This window comes from Mycobacteroides immunogenum, assembly GCF_001605725.1.
GTDB lineage: Bacteria > Actinomycetota > Actinomycetes > Mycobacteriales > Mycobacteriaceae > Mycobacterium > Mycobacterium immunogenum.
In genome coordinates this window covers 1,314,022-1,330,951 of sequence record NZ_CP011530.1, presented here as the reverse complement: position 1 = coordinate 1,330,951, position 16,930 = coordinate 1,314,022, and the positions used below count along the sequence as shown (strand labels likewise).

At 63.4% G+C, this 16,930-nt stretch carries 20 protein-coding genes; 9 read left to right on the top strand and 11 right to left on the bottom strand.

All coding sequences use genetic code 11. The annotated features are described in order from the left end of the window. Positions 1-3: 3 nt before the first annotated feature. From ABG82_RS06640 to ABG82_RS06605, 8 genes are all read right to left on the bottom strand, one after another. The gene (locus ABG82_RS06640; RefSeq protein ID WP_043079417.1) at positions 4-1,164 is read right to left on the bottom strand and encodes an ABC transporter ATP-binding protein; all 1,161 of its coding nucleotides are present in this window, start codon (positions 1,162-1,164) and stop codon (positions 4-6) included. Continuing rightward, positions 1,157-1,804 carry an ABC transporter permease gene (locus tag ABG82_RS06635; RefSeq protein ID WP_043079467.1) on the bottom strand — a complete coding sequence of 216 codons (648 nt, stop codon included), beginning with the start codon at positions 1,802-1,804 and terminating at the stop codon, positions 1,157-1,159. Before ABG82_RS06635 ends, ABG82_RS06640 begins: the two co-directional genes overlap by 8 nt. Positions 1,805-1,948: 144 nt before the next feature. After that, positions 1,949-2,536: a DUF5701 family protein gene (locus ABG82_RS06630; protein WP_043079418.1), complete on the bottom strand. Its 588-nt coding sequence runs from the start codon at positions 2,534-2,536 to the stop codon at positions 1,949-1,951. A gap of 40 nt (positions 2,537-2,576) precedes the next feature. After that, a complete protein-coding gene (locus ABG82_RS06625; protein ID WP_043079419.1) occupies positions 2,577-3,800 on the bottom strand; it encodes a hypothetical protein in 1,224 nt (407 codons plus the stop codon). Beyond that, entirely contained in the window at positions 3,793-4,176 is a 384-nt protein-coding gene (locus tag ABG82_RS06620; protein WP_043079420.1) for a carboxymuconolactone decarboxylase family protein, read from the bottom strand. The genes ABG82_RS06625 and ABG82_RS06620 overlap by 8 nt, the downstream gene beginning before the upstream one ends. Further along, positions 4,169-5,020: an NAD(P)-dependent oxidoreductase gene (locus tag ABG82_RS06615; RefSeq protein WP_043079421.1), complete on the bottom strand. Its 852-nt coding sequence runs from the start codon at positions 5,018-5,020 to the stop codon at positions 4,169-4,171. The genes ABG82_RS06620 and ABG82_RS06615 overlap by 8 nt, the downstream gene beginning before the upstream one ends. Next, positions 5,017-5,778: an SDR family oxidoreductase gene (locus ABG82_RS06610; RefSeq protein ID WP_043079422.1), complete on the bottom strand. Its 762-nt coding sequence runs from the start codon at positions 5,776-5,778 to the stop codon at positions 5,017-5,019. Before ABG82_RS06610 ends, ABG82_RS06615 begins: the two co-directional genes overlap by 4 nt. 13 nt (positions 5,779-5,791) lie before the next feature. Further along, positions 5,792-7,261: an aldehyde dehydrogenase gene (locus ABG82_RS06605; RefSeq protein ID WP_043079423.1), complete on the bottom strand. Its 1,470-nt coding sequence runs from the start codon at positions 7,259-7,261 to the stop codon at positions 5,792-5,794. 170 nt (positions 7,262-7,431) lie between these two features. Here ABG82_RS06605 and ABG82_RS06600 point away from each other — a divergent pair, with 170 nt between their 5' ends. From ABG82_RS06600 to ABG82_RS06565, 8 genes are read left to right on the top strand one after another with little or no spacing between them, the layout of a single operon-like run. Beyond that, complete coding sequence (locus ABG82_RS06600) at positions 7,432-8,019, top strand: TetR/AcrR family transcriptional regulator (protein ID WP_043079424.1); 588 nt, start codon at positions 7,432-7,434, stop codon at positions 8,017-8,019. Beyond that, a complete protein-coding gene (locus ABG82_RS06595) occupies positions 8,016-9,227 on the top strand; it encodes a cytochrome P450 (protein ID WP_043079425.1) in 1,212 nt (403 codons plus the stop codon). The genes ABG82_RS06600 and ABG82_RS06595 overlap by 4 nt, the downstream gene beginning before the upstream one ends. Next, on the top strand, positions 9,227-10,054 hold the full coding sequence (locus tag ABG82_RS06590) for an SDR family oxidoreductase (protein ID WP_043079426.1): 828 nt from the start codon (positions 9,227-9,229) through the stop codon (positions 10,052-10,054). The genes ABG82_RS06595 and ABG82_RS06590 overlap by 1 nt, the downstream gene beginning before the upstream one ends. Then, positions 10,051-11,439: a cytochrome P450 gene (locus tag ABG82_RS06585; protein ID WP_043079427.1), complete on the top strand. Its 1,389-nt coding sequence runs from the start codon at positions 10,051-10,053 to the stop codon at positions 11,437-11,439. The genes ABG82_RS06590 and ABG82_RS06585 overlap by 4 nt, the downstream gene beginning before the upstream one ends. A gap of 3 nt (positions 11,440-11,442) precedes the next feature. Then, the gene (locus ABG82_RS06580) at positions 11,443-11,655 is read left to right on the top strand and encodes a ferredoxin (protein ID WP_043079428.1); all 213 of its coding nucleotides are present in this window, start codon (positions 11,443-11,445) and stop codon (positions 11,653-11,655) included. Positions 11,656-11,666: 11 nt separating this feature from the next. Beyond that, complete coding sequence (locus ABG82_RS06575; RefSeq protein WP_043079429.1) at positions 11,667-12,212, top strand: Cif family virulence factor; 546 nt, start codon at positions 11,667-11,669, stop codon at positions 12,210-12,212. Positions 12,213-12,217: 5 nt separating this feature from the next. Beyond that, positions 12,218-13,465 (top strand): cytochrome P450, encoded by a 1,248-nt coding sequence (locus ABG82_RS06570; RefSeq protein WP_043079468.1) that lies wholly within the window; start codon positions 12,218-12,220, stop codon positions 13,463-13,465. After that, positions 13,465-14,310 (top strand): SDR family NAD(P)-dependent oxidoreductase, encoded by an 846-nt coding sequence (locus ABG82_RS06565; RefSeq protein ID WP_043079430.1) that lies wholly within the window; start codon positions 13,465-13,467, stop codon positions 14,308-14,310. The genes ABG82_RS06570 and ABG82_RS06565 overlap by 1 nt, the downstream gene beginning before the upstream one ends. Here ABG82_RS06565 and ABG82_RS06560 read toward each other — a convergent pair whose 3' ends face one another. Then, positions 14,311-15,093 carry an isoprenyl transferase gene (locus ABG82_RS06560; protein ID WP_043079431.1) on the bottom strand — a complete coding sequence of 261 codons (783 nt, stop codon included), beginning with the start codon at positions 15,091-15,093 and terminating at the stop codon, positions 14,311-14,313. It abuts the gene before it with no gap. 98 nt (positions 15,094-15,191) lie between these two features. Between ABG82_RS06560 and trhA the strand changes: the two genes are divergently transcribed. Next, positions 15,192-15,932 (top strand): PAQR family membrane homeostasis protein TrhA, encoded by a 741-nt coding sequence (gene trhA / locus ABG82_RS06555; protein ID WP_043079432.1) that lies wholly within the window; start codon positions 15,192-15,194, stop codon positions 15,930-15,932. A gap of 7 nt (positions 15,933-15,939) precedes the next feature. Here trhA and ABG82_RS06550 read toward each other — a convergent pair whose 3' ends face one another. Both ABG82_RS06550 and ABG82_RS06545 read right to left on the bottom strand, forming a co-directional pair. Then, the gene (locus ABG82_RS06550; RefSeq protein WP_043079433.1) at positions 15,940-16,521 is read right to left on the bottom strand and encodes a hypothetical protein; all 582 of its coding nucleotides are present in this window, start codon (positions 16,519-16,521) and stop codon (positions 15,940-15,942) included. A 28-nt stretch (positions 16,522-16,549) separates the two neighbouring features. After that, positions 16,550-16,924 carry a nuclear transport factor 2 family protein gene (locus ABG82_RS06545; protein ID WP_043079434.1) on the bottom strand — a complete coding sequence of 125 codons (375 nt, stop codon included), beginning with the start codon at positions 16,922-16,924 and terminating at the stop codon, positions 16,550-16,552. Positions 16,925-16,930 lie beyond the last annotated feature (6 nt).

Here is a 16,930-nt window from a genome sequence, read left to right as displayed (position 1 = left end):
TACCTACTGCGCTGCCGCACGCATCTCGGCCATCGCGTCCATGATCGTCTCGACCCGGATCACGCCCTGGTACGTGTTGCGCCGACCGGTCACGACCACCACGCCGTGCGATGAGGTCAGCATGTCCTCCAGCGCGTCAGTGAGAGTCGATGCCAGGCTAACCTTTTCGAGGTCCTCATCTTGGGAAACCCGTTGCAGTGCATTGGGCGCACGGAGTTCGTCCAACGATGACCATCGCAGCGGGCGTTCCTGCGCGTCGAGCACGATCACGTGTTCGCGATCGATCGATTCGGCGGCCTCGATCGCATCGGCGGGATCGTCACCCACATGTGCGACGGCCGCCTCGTGCAATTCCACATCGCGCACCCGGGTCATGGTGAGCTGCTTGAGCGCAGCGCCGTGCCCAACGAATCCGCGCACAAAATCGTTGGCCGGGTTGGCCAAGATCACCTCGGGGGTGTCGTATTGGACAATCTGCGATCCCTCGCGAAGGATCGCAATCCGGTCTCCGAGTTTGACCGCTTCATCGAAGTCATGAGTGACAAACACGATTGTCTTACTCAATTCCTCTTGCAGACGCAGCAGTTCGTCCTGCAGGCGCTGCCGGGTTATCGGGTCGACCGCGCCAAAGGGTTCGTCCATCAGCAGCACCGGCGGGTCGGCCGCCAATGCCCGGGCCACACCGACACGCTGCTGCTGACCGCCCGACAGCTCACGCGGGTAGCGGCCGCGGTACTGGGCCGGATCTAGATTCACCAAATCGAGGAGCTCATCCACGCGTTCGTCGATGCGTTGTTTGTCCCAGTTGAGCAGCCGGGGAACGATAGCGATGTTGTCACCGACCGTAAAGTGCGGAAAGAGTCCCGCGCCCTGGATGACATAGCCGATGTGGCGCCGCAGATCGTCGGGGTTCTTATCGGTCACATCCTCGTCACCGATAAAGATTCGTCCACTGGTGGGTTCGATGAGACGGTTGATCATCTTCATCGTGGTGGTCTTGCCACATCCAGAGGGGCCGACGAACATCACCGTCTCGCCCGCGGGTATCTCCATCGTCACGTTATCGACTGCGGGAGTGGATTTTCCGTCGTATAGCTTGGTCACCCCGTCGAGCAGAATCCGTGCACCACCGGTACTGGTTGCGTTTTCCGTCGCGTCAGACACGGATCCCCCTTGGTGTCGTAAGGCGGGTAACGACGTTGAGCACCGTGTCGAGGATCACCGCCAAGATGAGAATGCCGACCGTGCCGGCTATTACGGAGTTGGTGGCATTGGCACCGCCCATACGTGAGATACCGGAGAATATGTATCCACCCAGGCCCGGGCCCAATGCGAACGCGGCGATCGCCGCGGTGCCCATCAGCATCTGTGCTGAGACCCGAATGCCCGTCATGATTACGGGCCAGGCCAATGGGAGCTCCAACCGCACCAGGGTGGCTACACGGCCCATGCCCATTCCGCGCGCTGACTCGACGAGCGTTTGATCCACACCGGTCAGCCCCACCAACACATTGCGCAGAATCGGCAGGCAGCCAAAGAAGACCAGCATGATGACCGATGGCGAAACACCAACACCGACGATGCCGACGAGCACCCCGAGTAGCGCGTACGAGGGAATCGTCAGACCGATGGCGGCAAGCGCATTGCCGCTGGCCACACCCCACGGTGAGCGGTAAATCAGCACCCCAAGCAGCACGGCACACGTCGCCGCGACGACAAGCGTTTGCAGGACCAGACTCATGTGCTGATAGGCGAGAAAGGACAGGACCGCCCAGCGGTCCTGCACGAACTCGACAAAACCCATAAATCCGCTGGTGCCTCCATAGAAAACAAGTACCGACACCCGCTCTCACCGGGCACCGCCAACCCACCATATGCCAATGACGGCCCCGGGGGCTACTTTTCACATACGTAGCCAGGCGATAACTCCAGCTATTCGCACCGATGGCTACGCGGTGATCCGGCCCCCGCAAGACGCGGTTCCCAGCCAGGTGTGCGGATTGCGATCCCAGCACCAGCCGAGTTTCGGGCGACGATCGGATATCCAGATCGCGGGCACGCGCTGTCCTCTCCCCCGGGACGCCGCAAGGGAGAAACATCTGTTCTTGCGCAACATGTCCGGCCGCGCCGTCACCAGTGCGATGCCCTCATCGATGGTGAGCGGGGTGCGGCCGCTCACGGTGATTGCCTCCAGGGCCTTCTCCGGTGTCACATTGCAGAACTCGCTGCCGGTGTCGACATCGGTGAGCAGGTAGGCACTGGCGGGCACGTTCACGTTGGGTTGATACACATCGATGTCGCCGTCGTCCATAACGTGAAATCCGCTGCGCCCGTTGAGACTCATCAGCGGCGCAGTCTGTTCATAGGTGGTTCCGGTGGCGACGAGCACAAATGGGACGTGATCGTCGGGGCTGACGGTGGAAGCACGCAGGTCCTGTACCAACGGGCGAAGCCGTTCGATGCCATCGGTGATGGGGTACCCGAGATCGGTCAGGTGGGCGAGCTGGCGGTCGAATTCATCCTGAGCGGCAAGCATTGCTCGCCAACGCGGCACCACGCCCGCGAGTTCCCGCGAGCTAGACCACGGTCAGCGGCAGCGACTTTCGCGGTTCGAAGATGAACCGCGATCCCCCGCTGACGTTGGCGATCATCACCTCGGGTAGCTGTGTGTCCTCACCCTCGTGCTCGGTGAACGACGCCACCCAGTCCTGGGCATCACCCCCGATCTGCACACCGATATGCGGGTCGACCGCTGTCGCAATGGCCTGCAGTGGTCGCGTTTCCGCGGGCCCACACAGCGAGATCCAGGCCGCGTCCTCATGAGCAGGCGACCCCCACACGTGGAGCTGGCCACCGGATACTTCGGCGTTCACATATCCGAGGGGACTCAACAGCGGATGCAATTCCAGCACCCGCAGTACCCCCTCGATACCCTCCGGCATCTGCAGCGCGTGCTTGATCCGCGCCGCCGCGACACCGGCGAGCCCGACGAGCTGCTGAGTACATATGGTGCGGGCCAGTTCCGCATCGGACGCCCTCTTACGCACGGCGATCGAGAACCCGAGAAACAGCAGATGCATCTGCAGACAAATCTCGTCGGCAATCCGCACCAGCGCCGCATGCGAGAAGGCACCGAAGTCCAGATCGGACAGCAGAGGCCCGGCATAGTCCGAAGCGCCCGTGCCCGACGTGTCAATACCGTCCAATTCCCAACCGGCGGCGATAGATCGACCGACAACATCCAGGGCTGGAATTCCGGAGACGGCCGGATACGACTCGTCGATGGTCACCGTCCACGCACAGTGCGGATGCCGATCCGCCGGGGTACGCGGCGGCCGGTGAATCGGCCGCACCTGGGCGTGCGGATTGGTCGCGAAGGCCGTCGCATCGAAGGTGGGGTCCTCGATGTCGTGGCACATGCCCGTCACGTAATCGGGTCCGAGCGGCTCCACATCGAGCAGCGCGCCGCAGTGGTCGAGATGAAACTCCCCGTGCCACTTGTCATGCACGGTGTAGCGGAAGTCCATGAACTGCGGCGGAGCCCCGATATCGAGCTGCATGCCTTTGAAGATGGTGATCACGTCGTCGCCCTCGAACCGCAGCGCCCTCTGCATACGCCGGGTGTATATCGGGCTTGACGACGCCCACTCCTCGATGGCGACCTGCAGCATCTCCTCGCGGCCGAAATGCTGTATGCAATACGCCATTCCGGACCGGTCGATCAGCTGGCCGATCAACAACAGCTCCGGCACCAGGACCGCCAATTGGTCCCGGGACAGTCCGGAAAATCGGCTAGTCACCCGCGGATTCTTTCGTGCGCTTAGCTTCGTTCTGTTTTGCCACGGCCATCTCGACATGCTTGTTGACCCGCTGTCCCAGCGGCCAGCCGACGTAGTGGGTGATGAAGATGGCTACCTCACGCAGCTCGGCCTCGGTGAGTTCCCCGTTTTTGAGGGCCGCACCCGTCTGGATCTCCAGGATCTCGTCCAGCCCTAGTGCGCTCACCGCGCCGAGCAGTAACAGCCGGCGATCCCGCATGGACAACTCGGGGCGCGTCCAGATGGTGCCGAAGAGATGGTCGATGGTGTATTTGAAATAGTCCCCCGGGATATCGGGCATGTCCCAGCCGTAGACCTCTTTCATCTTGTCCAGCCCCTGGCGGCGCAGCTCATCCATTATTTGCCCCTTCCTCATGTGGCACACCAAGACTCGCGGCCAGCCACTCCCGGGCCAGTTCCGCGAGCGGCAACTCGACAGCCCGTTCCTCGCCCAGCGCCAGCGCCAAGCTCAGATCCTTCTCTCCCAGGCCCCGCACATGGGTGAAAATGGGCAACCAGAAGCTGTCTGGCGTCACCGGCTCGGTGGTGTCGCGCAGCATGATGGCCCCCGGCCCACCGGTGATGGCGTCGGTATGCCGCACCACCTTGCCTAGATCGGTGATATCCAGCCCGCAACTTTCGGCCAGGCGCTGTGCCTCTCCCGCCGCGGTGAATGCCACAAAGTGCAACAGGTTGCGCGCCAGTTTCATCCGGGTACCCGCGCCCGGAGCCCCCGCGTGAATCACCAATGACGCCCACTTGGAGAACGGCTCTTTGACGCGCCCGAAGATCTCGGTGTCGGCACCCACCATGGTGGCGAGCTCACCCTTATGCGCGCCCGGCGCGCCACCGCTGACCGGTGCGTCTATGACGTGGATATTCTGCGGGCTCCAGGCCTGTGCCAATTCAACGGCGGTGGTATCGCTGATGGTGGAGTGAATCGCGATGATGGTGCCGGGCTTGGCCCTAGGAGCCACCGCGCCGACCACCTCACGCACCTGCGCGTCGTCGAGCACTGTCACGCTGATCAGGTCGGCCTCGGCGATATCGGCAAGGTTGTCCGCCGCACGCGCTCCTGCCTCGACGAGCGGCGCCATGGTCTCGGCCCGTAGGTCGAAGACCGTGAGACCGCCGGGCCAGTCCACCAGTCGCTGGGCCATGGGCGCACCCATGTTTCCCAGACCGATGTATCCCAGCTTCATGACCGGATGATCTGTCCGCCGTCGACATTGAACACCTGGCCTGTGATCCAGGATGCCTTGTCCGACAGCAGGAAAAGGCACATGCCCACCATGTCCTCGACGGTGCCCATGCGGCTGAGCGGGATGTTCTTGACCAATTCACTGCGGAACTGTTCGGGCACCGTGCCCCGAGTCGCCTCGGTGTCGGTGGGTCCCGGCGCGATGGCGTTGATACGGATCTTCTGACCACCCAACTCCCGCGAGAGCTGCTGCGTCAGACCGTTGATGCCCACCTTGGCCAGCCCGTAAAAGCCTGAGTAGAGCCATGCGGCCGTGGAGGATTGGTTGACGATGGCGCCGCCGCCGCGTTTGGCGATGTGCTTGTAGACCGCGCGGGTGCACACCAAGGCCCCGTCCTGGTTCACGCTCATGAACTTCTTGTAGTAATCCCAGGGCACCGAGAGCAATAGGTCGAGCTTCATGCCGCCGTAGATCGCGGCATTGTTCACCAGGTAGTCGATACCGCCGAACTCGGCGACCGCCTTATCTGCCATGGCAATTGCCGAGTCAGGATCGGAGACATCCACACTGGCGAAAATGGCCTTGCCGCCGTCGGCGACGATCTGTTTGGCGACACCCTCACCCACTTCGGCGTTGATATCGGCAACCACCACCGCCGCTCCCTCGCGGGCCAGCGCGTGTGCGTACGCCTCGCCGATGCCTTGTGCGGCTCCGGTGACGATGGCGACCTTGCCCTCAAACTGCCCAGTCGAACTCACGTTGCGATCCTTCCTATTTCACTGCCGTCGCAATGACTTTGGTTTCCAGGTATTCCTCGAAACCGGCCACACCCATTTCTCGGCCATTGCCCGATTGCTTGTAACCGCCGAAGGGCACATCGGCCGAATACCACACCCCGCCATTGACGTTCACCGTCCCGACGCGCAGACGCGACGCCACCCGGGCCGCACGTTCGTCGTCACCGCTGAATACCGTGCCGGATAGTCCGTACGGAGAATCGTTGGCGATCCACACCGCGTCATCGTCTCCGTCATGGGCGATCACCACGAGCACGGGGCCGAAGATCTCCTCGCGTGCCACCCGCGCCTCGTTGGTCAGCCCGGCCACCACGGTGGGTTCGATATAGAAGCCCCGGTCCGCGTCTGTTGGCCGTCCACCGCCGCAGGCAAATGAACCACCTTCGGCGACAGCCATATCCAGATAGGTCTGCACCCGGTCACGCTGGCGCGCGGAGATCACGGGCCCGCAGATCGTTCCCGGTTTGGTGGGATCGCCCGGCTTGAGTGAGCCCATGGTGGCGGCCGCGGCCTGTACCGCGTCGTCGTATCGCGCGCGCGGCACCACCAGCCGGGTGGTGATGGCGCAGCCCTGACCGGCATGCATCGCCGCCGTGAAGGCGGCGACGGAGCAGGCCGCACCCAGCTCGGCGTCGTCGAGCACGATGAACGCCGACTTACCGCCAAGCTCAAGGAAGACCTTTTTGACGGTGGCGGCGGCATCGGTCATCACCGCGCGTCCGGTGGCGGTGGAGCCGGTAAACGACACCATGTCCACCCGGGGATCCGTCGACAGCTGCGCACCGATCCGATGGTCGCTGGAGGTGACGATGTTGAAGACGCCCGGGGGAAAGTCGGTGTGCTCGGCGATGATTCGTCCCAGTACCGCCGCGCACCACGGGGTGTCCGGGGCGGGCTTGAGTATGAGAGTGTTGCCGGCGGCGAGCGCCGGGCCCACCTTGGCGAGGTTGATCTGATGCGGAAAGTTCCACGGCGTCACCGCACCGACCACACCGACCGCCTCACGCGCCAGGGTGCGCCGAGTCTTGATACCCATCGGCGAGGCGACGCCGAGATCAGTAGTCCAGTTGAAGGATTCAGCGGTCTCGGCGGCGAACCGCAGATCGTCCACCGGCCCTTCCAACTGCGCACCAGCGGTCAGCATGCGCGGCGCGCCCACCTCGGCAATCGTGAGTTCCCGTAATTCTTCGATGTGGAGCCGCATGCCCTCGCGGAGTTGACGGATGCAGTGCGCGCGCAGTCCGACGTCTCGCGACCACTCGCTGTCATCGAATGCCCGGCGCGCCGCCTCGATGGCGCTGCTCATGTCGTCACCATCGGCATCCGCGGCGGTGCCGAGCACCTCCTCGGTGGCCGGATTCACCGTCGGGAACCGTCCCGCACCCCCGGGGATCAGCTTTCCGTCGATGAACAGTTCGCTTTCACCATCGGCCAACAGGGTCATCTCACCTTGTCTCCAATTCTGGACACTTGTCCATTCCTTACTCACAAACCATAACCACGCAAATCCCACCATGGCAAGGCCATAGCCGGGCCGTTCTCAATAATTGATGGTGGACAGCATTTTTCACACCCGATCTTGCCGAGTAGCGCACGTGACGCTAATCTGGACACGTGTCCAGTGAAGTTGTGGTGGCCCTCTCAGATGAAACGCCGCGGAACAAGCGGCAAGAAGAGACGATCCAGAAGATCGTCACGGCGGGCCGGGAGCTGCTCGGCGAGACCACATACGCAGATATGACGATCCGCGGTGTCGCAGCCCGCGCGAAGGTCGCCCCCGCCACCGCGTACACGTACTTCTCGTCGAAGAGTCACCTTGTCGCCGAGATCTATCTGGACCTCATCCATGAGGCGCCCTACTTCACGGACGTCAATGACACCCAGGTCACCCGGGTCACCAAAACGCTGCGAAGCCTGGCCCTTGTCGTTGCCGACGAGCCCGAGATCGCGACCGGCTGCACCACGGCGCTGCTGAGCAATACCGACCAGGCCGTGCGCAGTGTCCGCGACAAGATCGGACTGGAGATCCATCGCCGGATTCGTTCCGCCATGGGACCGGATGCCGATCCGCGCGTGGTGTCAGCTCTGGAGATGACGTTCTTCGGCGCCCTCATGCACGCGGGCAGTGGCACCTTCACGTATCACCAGATCGCCGACAAGCTGACCTTCGTCGTGGATCTCATGTTGGGAGAGCGCTCGTGACGGCTACCAGACTGGTTCTCGACCCGTACAACTATGACTTCCACGAAGACCCGTACCCGTACTACCGGCGATTACGTGACGAAGCACCGCTCTATCGCAATGACGACCTGAAGTTCTGGGCGCTATCACGCCATCACGATGTCCTTCAGGGCTTCCGGAACAGTGAGGCGCTCTCCAACGCCAACGGTGTCTCGATGGACAAGGCATCCTTCGGGCCGCACGCCAAACTCGTCATGTCGTTCCTGGCCATGGACGACCCCGAGCACCTTCGGCTGCGCACACTGGTGTCAAAGGGCTTCACTCCCCGGCGCATTCGTGAACTCGAGGGACAGGTGATCACGCTCGCGCGTACCCATCTGGAACGCGCATTGGCCAATACTTCTGACGGATCTTTCGACTTCATCGCCGAGTACGCTGGCAAGCTGCCCATGGACGTGATCTCCGAGTTGATGGGCGTGCCCGAGTCCGATCGCGCTCGTATTCGCGAACTGGCCGATGGCGTCATGCACCGCGAGGACGGGCTGGCCGACGTGCCGCCCGAAGCCATTCAGGCGTCCATCGACCTCATGACGTACTACATCGACATGGTCCGAGAAAGACGCCGTGCGCCGTACAAAACCGAAGACCTGACATCGGCCCTGCTGCAAGCGGAAATCGACGGCGACCGCCTCACCGACGAGGAAGTGCTGGCCTTCCTGTTCCTGATGGTGATCGCCGGCAATGAGACAACCACCAAGTTGTTGGCCAATGCCGTCTATTGGGGCCATCGCAATCCCGACCAACTTGCCGCGGTGCACGCCGATCACGAGCGGATACCGCTGTGGGTGGAGGAGACACTGCGCTATGACACCTCCAGCCAGATTCTGGCGCGCACGGTGGCCCAGGATATGACGTTCCACGACACCACGATCCCCGCAGGCGATGTGCTCTTGCTACTGCCCGGTTCGGCCAACCGCGACGATCGGGTGTTCGACGGTGCCGACGAGTACCGCATCGGGCGTGAGATTGGCGCCAAGCTGGTCAGTTTCGGCAGCGGTGCACATTTCTGCCTGGGCGCGCATCTGGCCCGGATGGAGGCCAAGGTGGCCCTGACCGAACTGTTCACCAGGATCAAGCGCTACGAGGTCGACGAAAATAATTCTGTACGTGTGCATTCCAGCAATGTCCGTGGGTTCGCGCATCTGCCCATCACCGTGGAGGTCAACTGATGCCCCGATTTGATCCACACCCCAAGCGCCGCCCATCCATCGTCGCCGGCGCGTCCTCGGGCATCGGGGCGGCGACGGCGATCGAGCTGGCCGGGCGCGGATTTCCGGTCGCGCTGGGCGCCCGCCGCGTCGACAAACTGACCGAGCTGGTCGAGAAGATCCGGGCCGACGGCGGCGAGGCCGTCGCGTTCCCGCTGGATGTCACCGACGCCGACTCGGTGAAATCATTTGTCGCGGAAACCATTGACGCACTGGGTGAAATCGACCTTCTGGTATCCGGCGCCGGCGATATGTATCCGGGCCGGGTGCACGAGATGAGTGCCGCAACCTTCGCCGCGCAGATCCAGGTCCATCTGCTGGGTGCCAATCAGCTGGCCACCGCCGTGGTACCGGATATGGTGGCGCGCCGCCGTGGTGATGTCATCTTCATCGGCTCCGATGTCGCGCTGCACCAGCGCCCACACATGGGCGCCTACGGCGCAGCCAAGGCAGCCCTGCTCGCCATGGTCAACACCATGCGCATGGAGTTGGAGGGCACCGGCGTTCGCGCATCCATCGTGCATCCCGGCCCCACGCTGACCTCGATGGGCTGGCAGCTCTCGGCCGAGCAGGTCGGCCCCATGCTGGAGGACTGGAAGAGCTGGGGGCAGGCCCGGCATTCCTACTTCCTGCGGCCCGCTGATATCGCGCGTGCAGTCACCTTCGTCGCCGAAACTCCCCGGGGTGTGCACGTCCCGGAGATGGAAGTGCAGCCCGAGGCGCCGCTCAAGGACGCGCCCGCGGACAAACAGAAGCTTGAGCTCGGCGAGGAAGGAATGCCGTCATGACCACAGTCGGAGGGCAGGAGCGCAGCGACCCGGGATTCAGCACTACCGTTCCCCGGGTCTCTGGCGGCGAGGACCAGTACGGACACCTCGAGGAGTTCCGCACCGACCCGATCGCGCTGATGGAGCGCATCCGCGAGGAATGCGGAAACGTCGGCACCTTTCAGCTCGCCGATAAGCAGGTCGTCTTCCTTTCCGGCGCCGAGGCCAACGAATTCTTCTTCCGCTCCAGCGACGACGACCTGGACCAGGCCCAGGCGTATCCATTCATGACTCCGATCTTCGGCAAGGGCGTGGTGTTCGACGCCGACCCCGAGCGCCGCAAGGAGATGCTGCACAATGCGGCGCTGCGCGGCGAGCAGATGAAGGGGCACGCCGCCACCATCGAAAACGAAGTACGCCAAATGATCTCGCGCTGGGGTGAGTCCGGCGAGATCGACCTGCTCGACTTTTTTGCCGAACTGACCATCTACACCTCGTCGGCATGTCTGATCGGCAAGAAGTTCCGCGATGAACTGGACGGCAGATTCGCCCACCTCTACCACCAGCTGGAGCAGGGTACCGATCCGCTGTGCTACGTGGACCCCTACCTGGAGATCGAGAGCTTCCGCCAGCGCGATGAAGCGCGCCTGGGACTTGTCGCGCTGGTTCAAGAGATCATGAACAACCGGATCGCCAACCCGCCCACCGACAAGACTCAGCGCGACATGCTCGATGTGCTGATCATGATCAAAGACGAGGACGGCAATCCCCGCTTCACCGCCGACGAGATCACCGGGATGTTCATCTCGATGATGTTCGCCGGGCACCACACCAGCTCGGGAACCGCCTCCTGGGTGCTCATCGAACTGCTGCGCCACCCGGACATCCAGACACAGGTGATCGACGAGCTCAATGAGCTGTACGCCGACGGCAGCGAGGTGAGTTTCCATGCGCTGCGCCAGATCCCGAAGCTGGAGAACGTGCTGAAGGAAACCTTGCGACTGCACCCACCGCTGATCATCCTGATGCGGGTCGCCAAGGGGGAATTCGAGGTGGGCGGGTTCCCCATCCATGACGGAGACATGGTGGCGGCCTCCCCCGCCGTTTCCAACCGGATTGCCGAGGATTTCCCCGACCCGGACGGCTTCGTACCTGACCGCTACGAGAAGCCCCGCCAGGAAGACATCGTGAACCGCTGGACGTGGATACCGTTCGGCGCGGGCCGGCACCGCTGTGTGGGCGCCGCCTTCGCCACCATGCAGATCAAGGCCATCTTCTCGGTGTTGTTGCGCGAGTATGAGTTCGAGATGGCCCAGCCCGCCGACTCATATCACAATGATCACTCCAAGATGGTGGTGCAGCTGGCGAAGCCGGCCAAGGTGCGCTACCGCAAACGGGGAGTATGAGCAATGGCGTCCTCGGCCAAGTTCCGCGTCGACGTGGACACCGATCTGTGCCAGGGGCACGCCATGTGCGAGCTGGAGGCCCCCGACTATTTCCGCGTGCCCAAACGCGGAACCGTCGAAATCCTCGACCACGAACCACCCGATGACGCCCGCGACGAGATCGAGCGCGCCGTCGAGGAATGTCCCGCCCGAGCCTTGTTCATCACCGAGAAATAGGAGCGCCGACGATGCCGCAATTCCCCCGCCAGGAACTCGACGATGTGGTCGCGGACTGGCTCCAAGCCAACCTGGATGCCGAGAAGACGGGCGACTGGAAACCGTTGGCACGCTTCTACACCGACGACGCCACCTACGGCTGGAACATCGGCCCCAAGGAAGACGTGATGTGCGTCGGTATCGATGAAATACGCGACATCGCATTGGGCCAGGAAATGGAGGGTCTGGAGGGCTGGACCTACCCGTATCAGAAGGTGATCGTCGATGACAGGCAAGGCGAGGTCATCGGATTCTGGAAGCAGGTGGCTACCGATTCCGCCGGAGGACAGTCGGAGATCTACGGTATCGGCGGCAGCTGGTTTCGGTATGCCGGTAACGGCCAATGGAATTGGCAACGAGACTTCTTCGACTTCGGACATGTCTCGGCTCTCTACATGGACCTCATCAAGGCGGGCAAGCTGAGCGAGGGCATGCAAAAGCGCATCCAACGGGGTCTGTCCGGCGAGAAAGTGCCCGGCTATTACCCCTTGGGCAAGACGCCGGTACCGCTCTGGTGACCGCCATGAAGACCACTGCGGAGCTGGGCTTGCCGGAGGGGTTCGATTTCACCGATCCCGAGTTGTACGGGACCCGGATGCCACACGCAGAGTTCGCGACCATGCGTCGCGAGGCACCCGTCTGGTGGAACCCGCAACCACGTACCGTCGGCGGATTCGCCGACGACGGATACTGGGTGATTTCCAAACACCGTGATGTGCGCGAGGTTTCGCTACACACCGATATCTTCTCGTCGGGGCGCAAGGGCGCCATTCCCCGTCTGGAAGACCACATCAGCCCGGAAGAGTTCCAGGCCACGCTGTCGGTGCTGATCAACAAGGACGCGCCCGAACACACTCAGCTGCGCGGACTGGTGTCGCGCATGTTCACCCCACGTTCCATCGCCGCACTACGCGCCACCCTGGAGGAGCGCGCCGAACGCATCGTCCGCGCGGCCCTGGAGGGCGGGCACGGCGAGTTCGTGCGCGAGGTCGCCAGTGAGCTGCCCATGCAGGCCATCGCCGAACTGATCGGTGTTCCCGAAGACGACCGCGTCAAGCTCTTCGAGTGGAGCAACCAGATGACGGGATACGACGAGGCCGACATCGAGATCGATCCGCGGATCGGCGCCGCCCAGATCCTGGGGTACTGCTATCAGCTTGCCGAGCGGCGTCGCGATTCTCCGGGCGATGACGTGGTCTCCCGCCTCCTCACCGGCACCGTCGACGGCGAGCAGCTCACCCCCGAACAATTCGGTTTCTTTGTGGTGATGCTGTCGGTCGCCGGCAATGAAACCACCCGCAACGCCACGACCATGGGCATGATGGCGTTCCTGGAACACCCCGAGCAGTGGGAGCTGTTCAAGGCCAACCGTCCCAGCACGGCGATCGACGAAATTGTCCGGTACACCTCGCCGCTGATCTCGCAGCAGCGAACAGCTATGCAGGACACCGCTATTGGTGATGTACCGATCAAGGCCGGCGAACGGGTGGTCATGCTCTATCCGTCGGCCAACTTCGATGAGGAAGTGTTCGAGCACCCGCACACCTTCGACATCACCCGCGACCCCAACCCGCATCTGGGTTTCGGCGGCACCGGAGCGCACTACTGTCTGGGCGCCAATCTCGCGAAGGTCGAGCTGGAGATCATCTTCAACAAGATCGCCGACCGCATGCCGGATATTTCCGGGATCGGGGACGCGCCCCGGTTCCATTCGGGCTGGATCAACGGCATCAAGAAGTTCGACACGGCTTACTGCCCCGTCTCACACTGATGGCCAATTGCGTTGTCGTTGGCGGCAGTCGCGGTATCGGCCGCGCGGCCGCAGTGCTGCTCGCCGAGCGGGGTGCCCAGGTGGTGGTCAATGGCCGGCATGCCGACGCGGTCGAGGCGACGGTGCGTGCGATCACGGCGGGCGGTGGCGTGGCCACGGGGTTTGTCGGCGCACCGGACAACGAGCAGACGGCCACCGATCTGATCGACACCTGCCGCACCCAGTACGGCGGCATCGATGTGTTGATCAACTGCGCGGGCATCGCCGAACCCGCCGGATCGTCCATCCTGACGATCAGCCCCGAGGACTTTCACCGGCTGATCGACGCGCATCTGAGCACGGTGTTTCATACCTGCCGCGTCACCGCACCGCTGATGACCGCCCAGGGGCATGGCTCCATCATCAACACCGGATCGACTGCGTCCCTGGGCATTTACGGCGGCACCGGGTATCCCGCGGGCAAGGCGGCGGTCAACGGGCTGACCTTGGCCATGGCCGCCGAACTGAAGCACACCGGGGTACGCGCGAACGTGATCTGCCCGGGTGCGCGCACCCGGCTGTCGGAGGGGCCGGAGTACGTGGCACACCTGCACGATCTGCACGCACGCGGCCTACTGGACGAGATGACCCTGCAGGCGTCGCTCGCACCGGCACCGCCGGAGTGGATGGCACCGCTGTACGCCTATCTGGCCGGCGATCTCTCCACGCGCATCACCGGTCAAATCTTCATCGCGGCAGGCGGTTTCATCGGACGCTTCAAGCGACAGGTCCCGACACCGCTGGCATACCGTGAGGGCCCGATATGGACCGTCGACGAGATCGACGAGCTGATGGGCCGCCGCTGACTACTGCCCGAAACGCCGGTTTCGCGCGGCGTAGTCGCGCAGCGCGCGCAGGAAGTCCACCCGGCGGAATTCGGGCCAGTAGGCGTCGGTGAACCACATCTCCGAGTAGGCGCTCTGCCAGAGCAGGAAGCCGGACAACCGCTGCTCCCCCGATGTCCGGATCACCAGATCCGGGTCGGGCTGCCCCGAGGTGTAGAGGTTCTCCGAGATCGCATCGACGGTCACTGCCTGCACCAGCTGCTCGGCGGTGGCGCCGTTGGCCAGCTCCTTGTTCAGCAGGGTGCGCACCGCATCGGTGATCTCCTGCCTGCCGCCATAGCCGACCGCCACGTTCACATGGAAGCCCGCGTCGGAGGGCGCGGACTTCACAGCCTGACGCATGCGCTCAGCCACCTCGTCGGGCAGCAGATCTAGGTCGCCGACGCTGCGCACACTCCACTTGTTCTGTGGGGCGCACAGCTCCTCGACCACGTCGGTGATGATCTCCAGCAGCTCGGTGAGCTGGTCGGGATCACGGGTCAGATTCTCGGCCGACAGCAGATATACGGTGGCCATCTCGACACCGGCGTCCTGGCACCAGCCCAGCATCTCGCTGATCTTGCGGGCACCCATCCGGTACCCGTGGCTGACATCGGTGTACCCCGCCGACCGCGCCCAACGACGGTTTCCGTCGCACAGGACCGCGATGTGCCGCGGTTTCGGCGCCTTGACCAACTCCTGACGGAGCCGCATCTCGTAGAGCTTGTACAGCGGTTCCTTCATTCGCGGCGGGATGATCTCCACGGACCCAGCCTAGCGATCGCCACGGGGGCCGGAGCAGCGGATATGGATCTGCACACAACCTTCACAATCCTGGTTGGGCGAACGCGATACTGTGACGCATGCAGACCGATGAGTCTCCTGCACCCGAAGCACCTGAAGCATCCACGTCGGAACTCTCCATCCCGATGGCCGCACTGGTCGGCGGTATCGAGACGCTGCCCATCAAGCCCAAGGCGCGGGGCTGGATCCATTTCTATGCCTGCGTGATCGCGATCGTCACCGGGATCGTGCTGGTCTCTGTCGCATGGTCGGTGCGCTCACCGAAGGCCGGATTGGCAACGGCGATCTACAGCCTGACGGTGCTGGGCGTCTTCGGCGTCAGCGCCGCCTACCACCGCGTGAACTGGAAATCACCGGCCACCCGCACCTGGATGAAACGGCTCGATCACTCGATGATCTTCGTGTTCATCGCGGGCAGTTATACACCGTTCGCGATGCTGGCGATGCCGCCCTCGCAAGGCAATCTGGTGCTGGCCATCGTGTGGGGTGGCGCGCTTGCCGGAGTGATACTGAAAATGTGTTGGCCCACGGCACCGCGCTGGGTAGGGGTGCCGCTGTACCTGTTGCTCGGCTGGGTGGCGGTCGGCTTCTTCCCCACCCTGCTACACGGCGCCGGGGTACCCGCGGTGGTGCTGCTGATCGTGGGGGGCGCGCTCTACAGCATCGGCGCGATCCTGTACGCCGCGAAATGGCCGAATCCCTGGCCGAGACATTTCGGGCACCACGAGTTCTTCCACGCGGCGACGGTTATCGCCGCGACATGTCATTACATCGCGGTGTGGTTCGCCGTCTTCTCGTAACAACTCATCACGCGAGCGCCGCCTGAACAGTGGCGAAGTTCCGGACAACAGATTCGGCGTCGTGGGTAGCCATCGTGTGGACGGCGCGGCCGAGGGCCGATTCCTCGTCACTCGTCAGAGGCACCCCGTCCGCGGTTTTCCCGACGATCGAACTGACCTGCCGGACCCACGCCTGGAGCAGAAGGATGCGCTGCCTGCAGTAGTCGGCATAGCCGGCGTCGTAGTGGTCCCCAAGGTGGACGCGAGCCGAGTTCAGGTGCTCGTCAAAGTAAGCCGTGCTCGCGACGTGCGCGATCGCCCGCGCACGCGAGTCATTCGGCTGTGGCCGGTTCCCGTCGATCCAGCCACGCACCGCCGCGATGATCGGGCTGAGCGCCGCACGCTGCGCCACGCTCAACCCGCTCTCGAAATCGAATTGCCGGACCGTATCGCCGACGAGATCAAGGGCCGCCTTGAGCTCGCCGGCGTTCACGTCGACAGGGCGTTGCGGGTCCAGCATCTGCGTCGTCCTGGTGAAGACGAAGACTCGCTGCAGATAGCTGTACAGGAAGCCCAGCCCCTCGAGCTGGTCGCGTGCAGAGGCAGTCATGCGGCGAACATACAGCGCCGCAAGCCGTCTAGAGCTGCTTGATGTCGTCCTGGGTCCAGAAGGCCCGCATCGAGCTGATCTTGCCCTCGTCGTTGAAGGTCATCACGTCGATCGGCGCGATCACCATGCCACCGTTCTCGTGCTTGATGGTCAGCTCGAAGCTGAACGCGGCCTCGTTGTTCGTGGCCCGCACCAGCTTCAGCTCGCCGTGGCGGTCCAGCGGCTCGATGGTGGCGTAGAAGCCCTGGATCGCCTCGCGGCCCTTGAGAACATCGGCGCCCAGCGGATCCTCCACGGTCGCGTCATCGGCATACAGGTCGGCGATCTGCGCCGCGGTGCCCGTGGTGAGCAGGTCGCAGTAGCTTTGGACGACGGCGAGAACGTGTTCGCGAGTTACGGTCATGCTCCC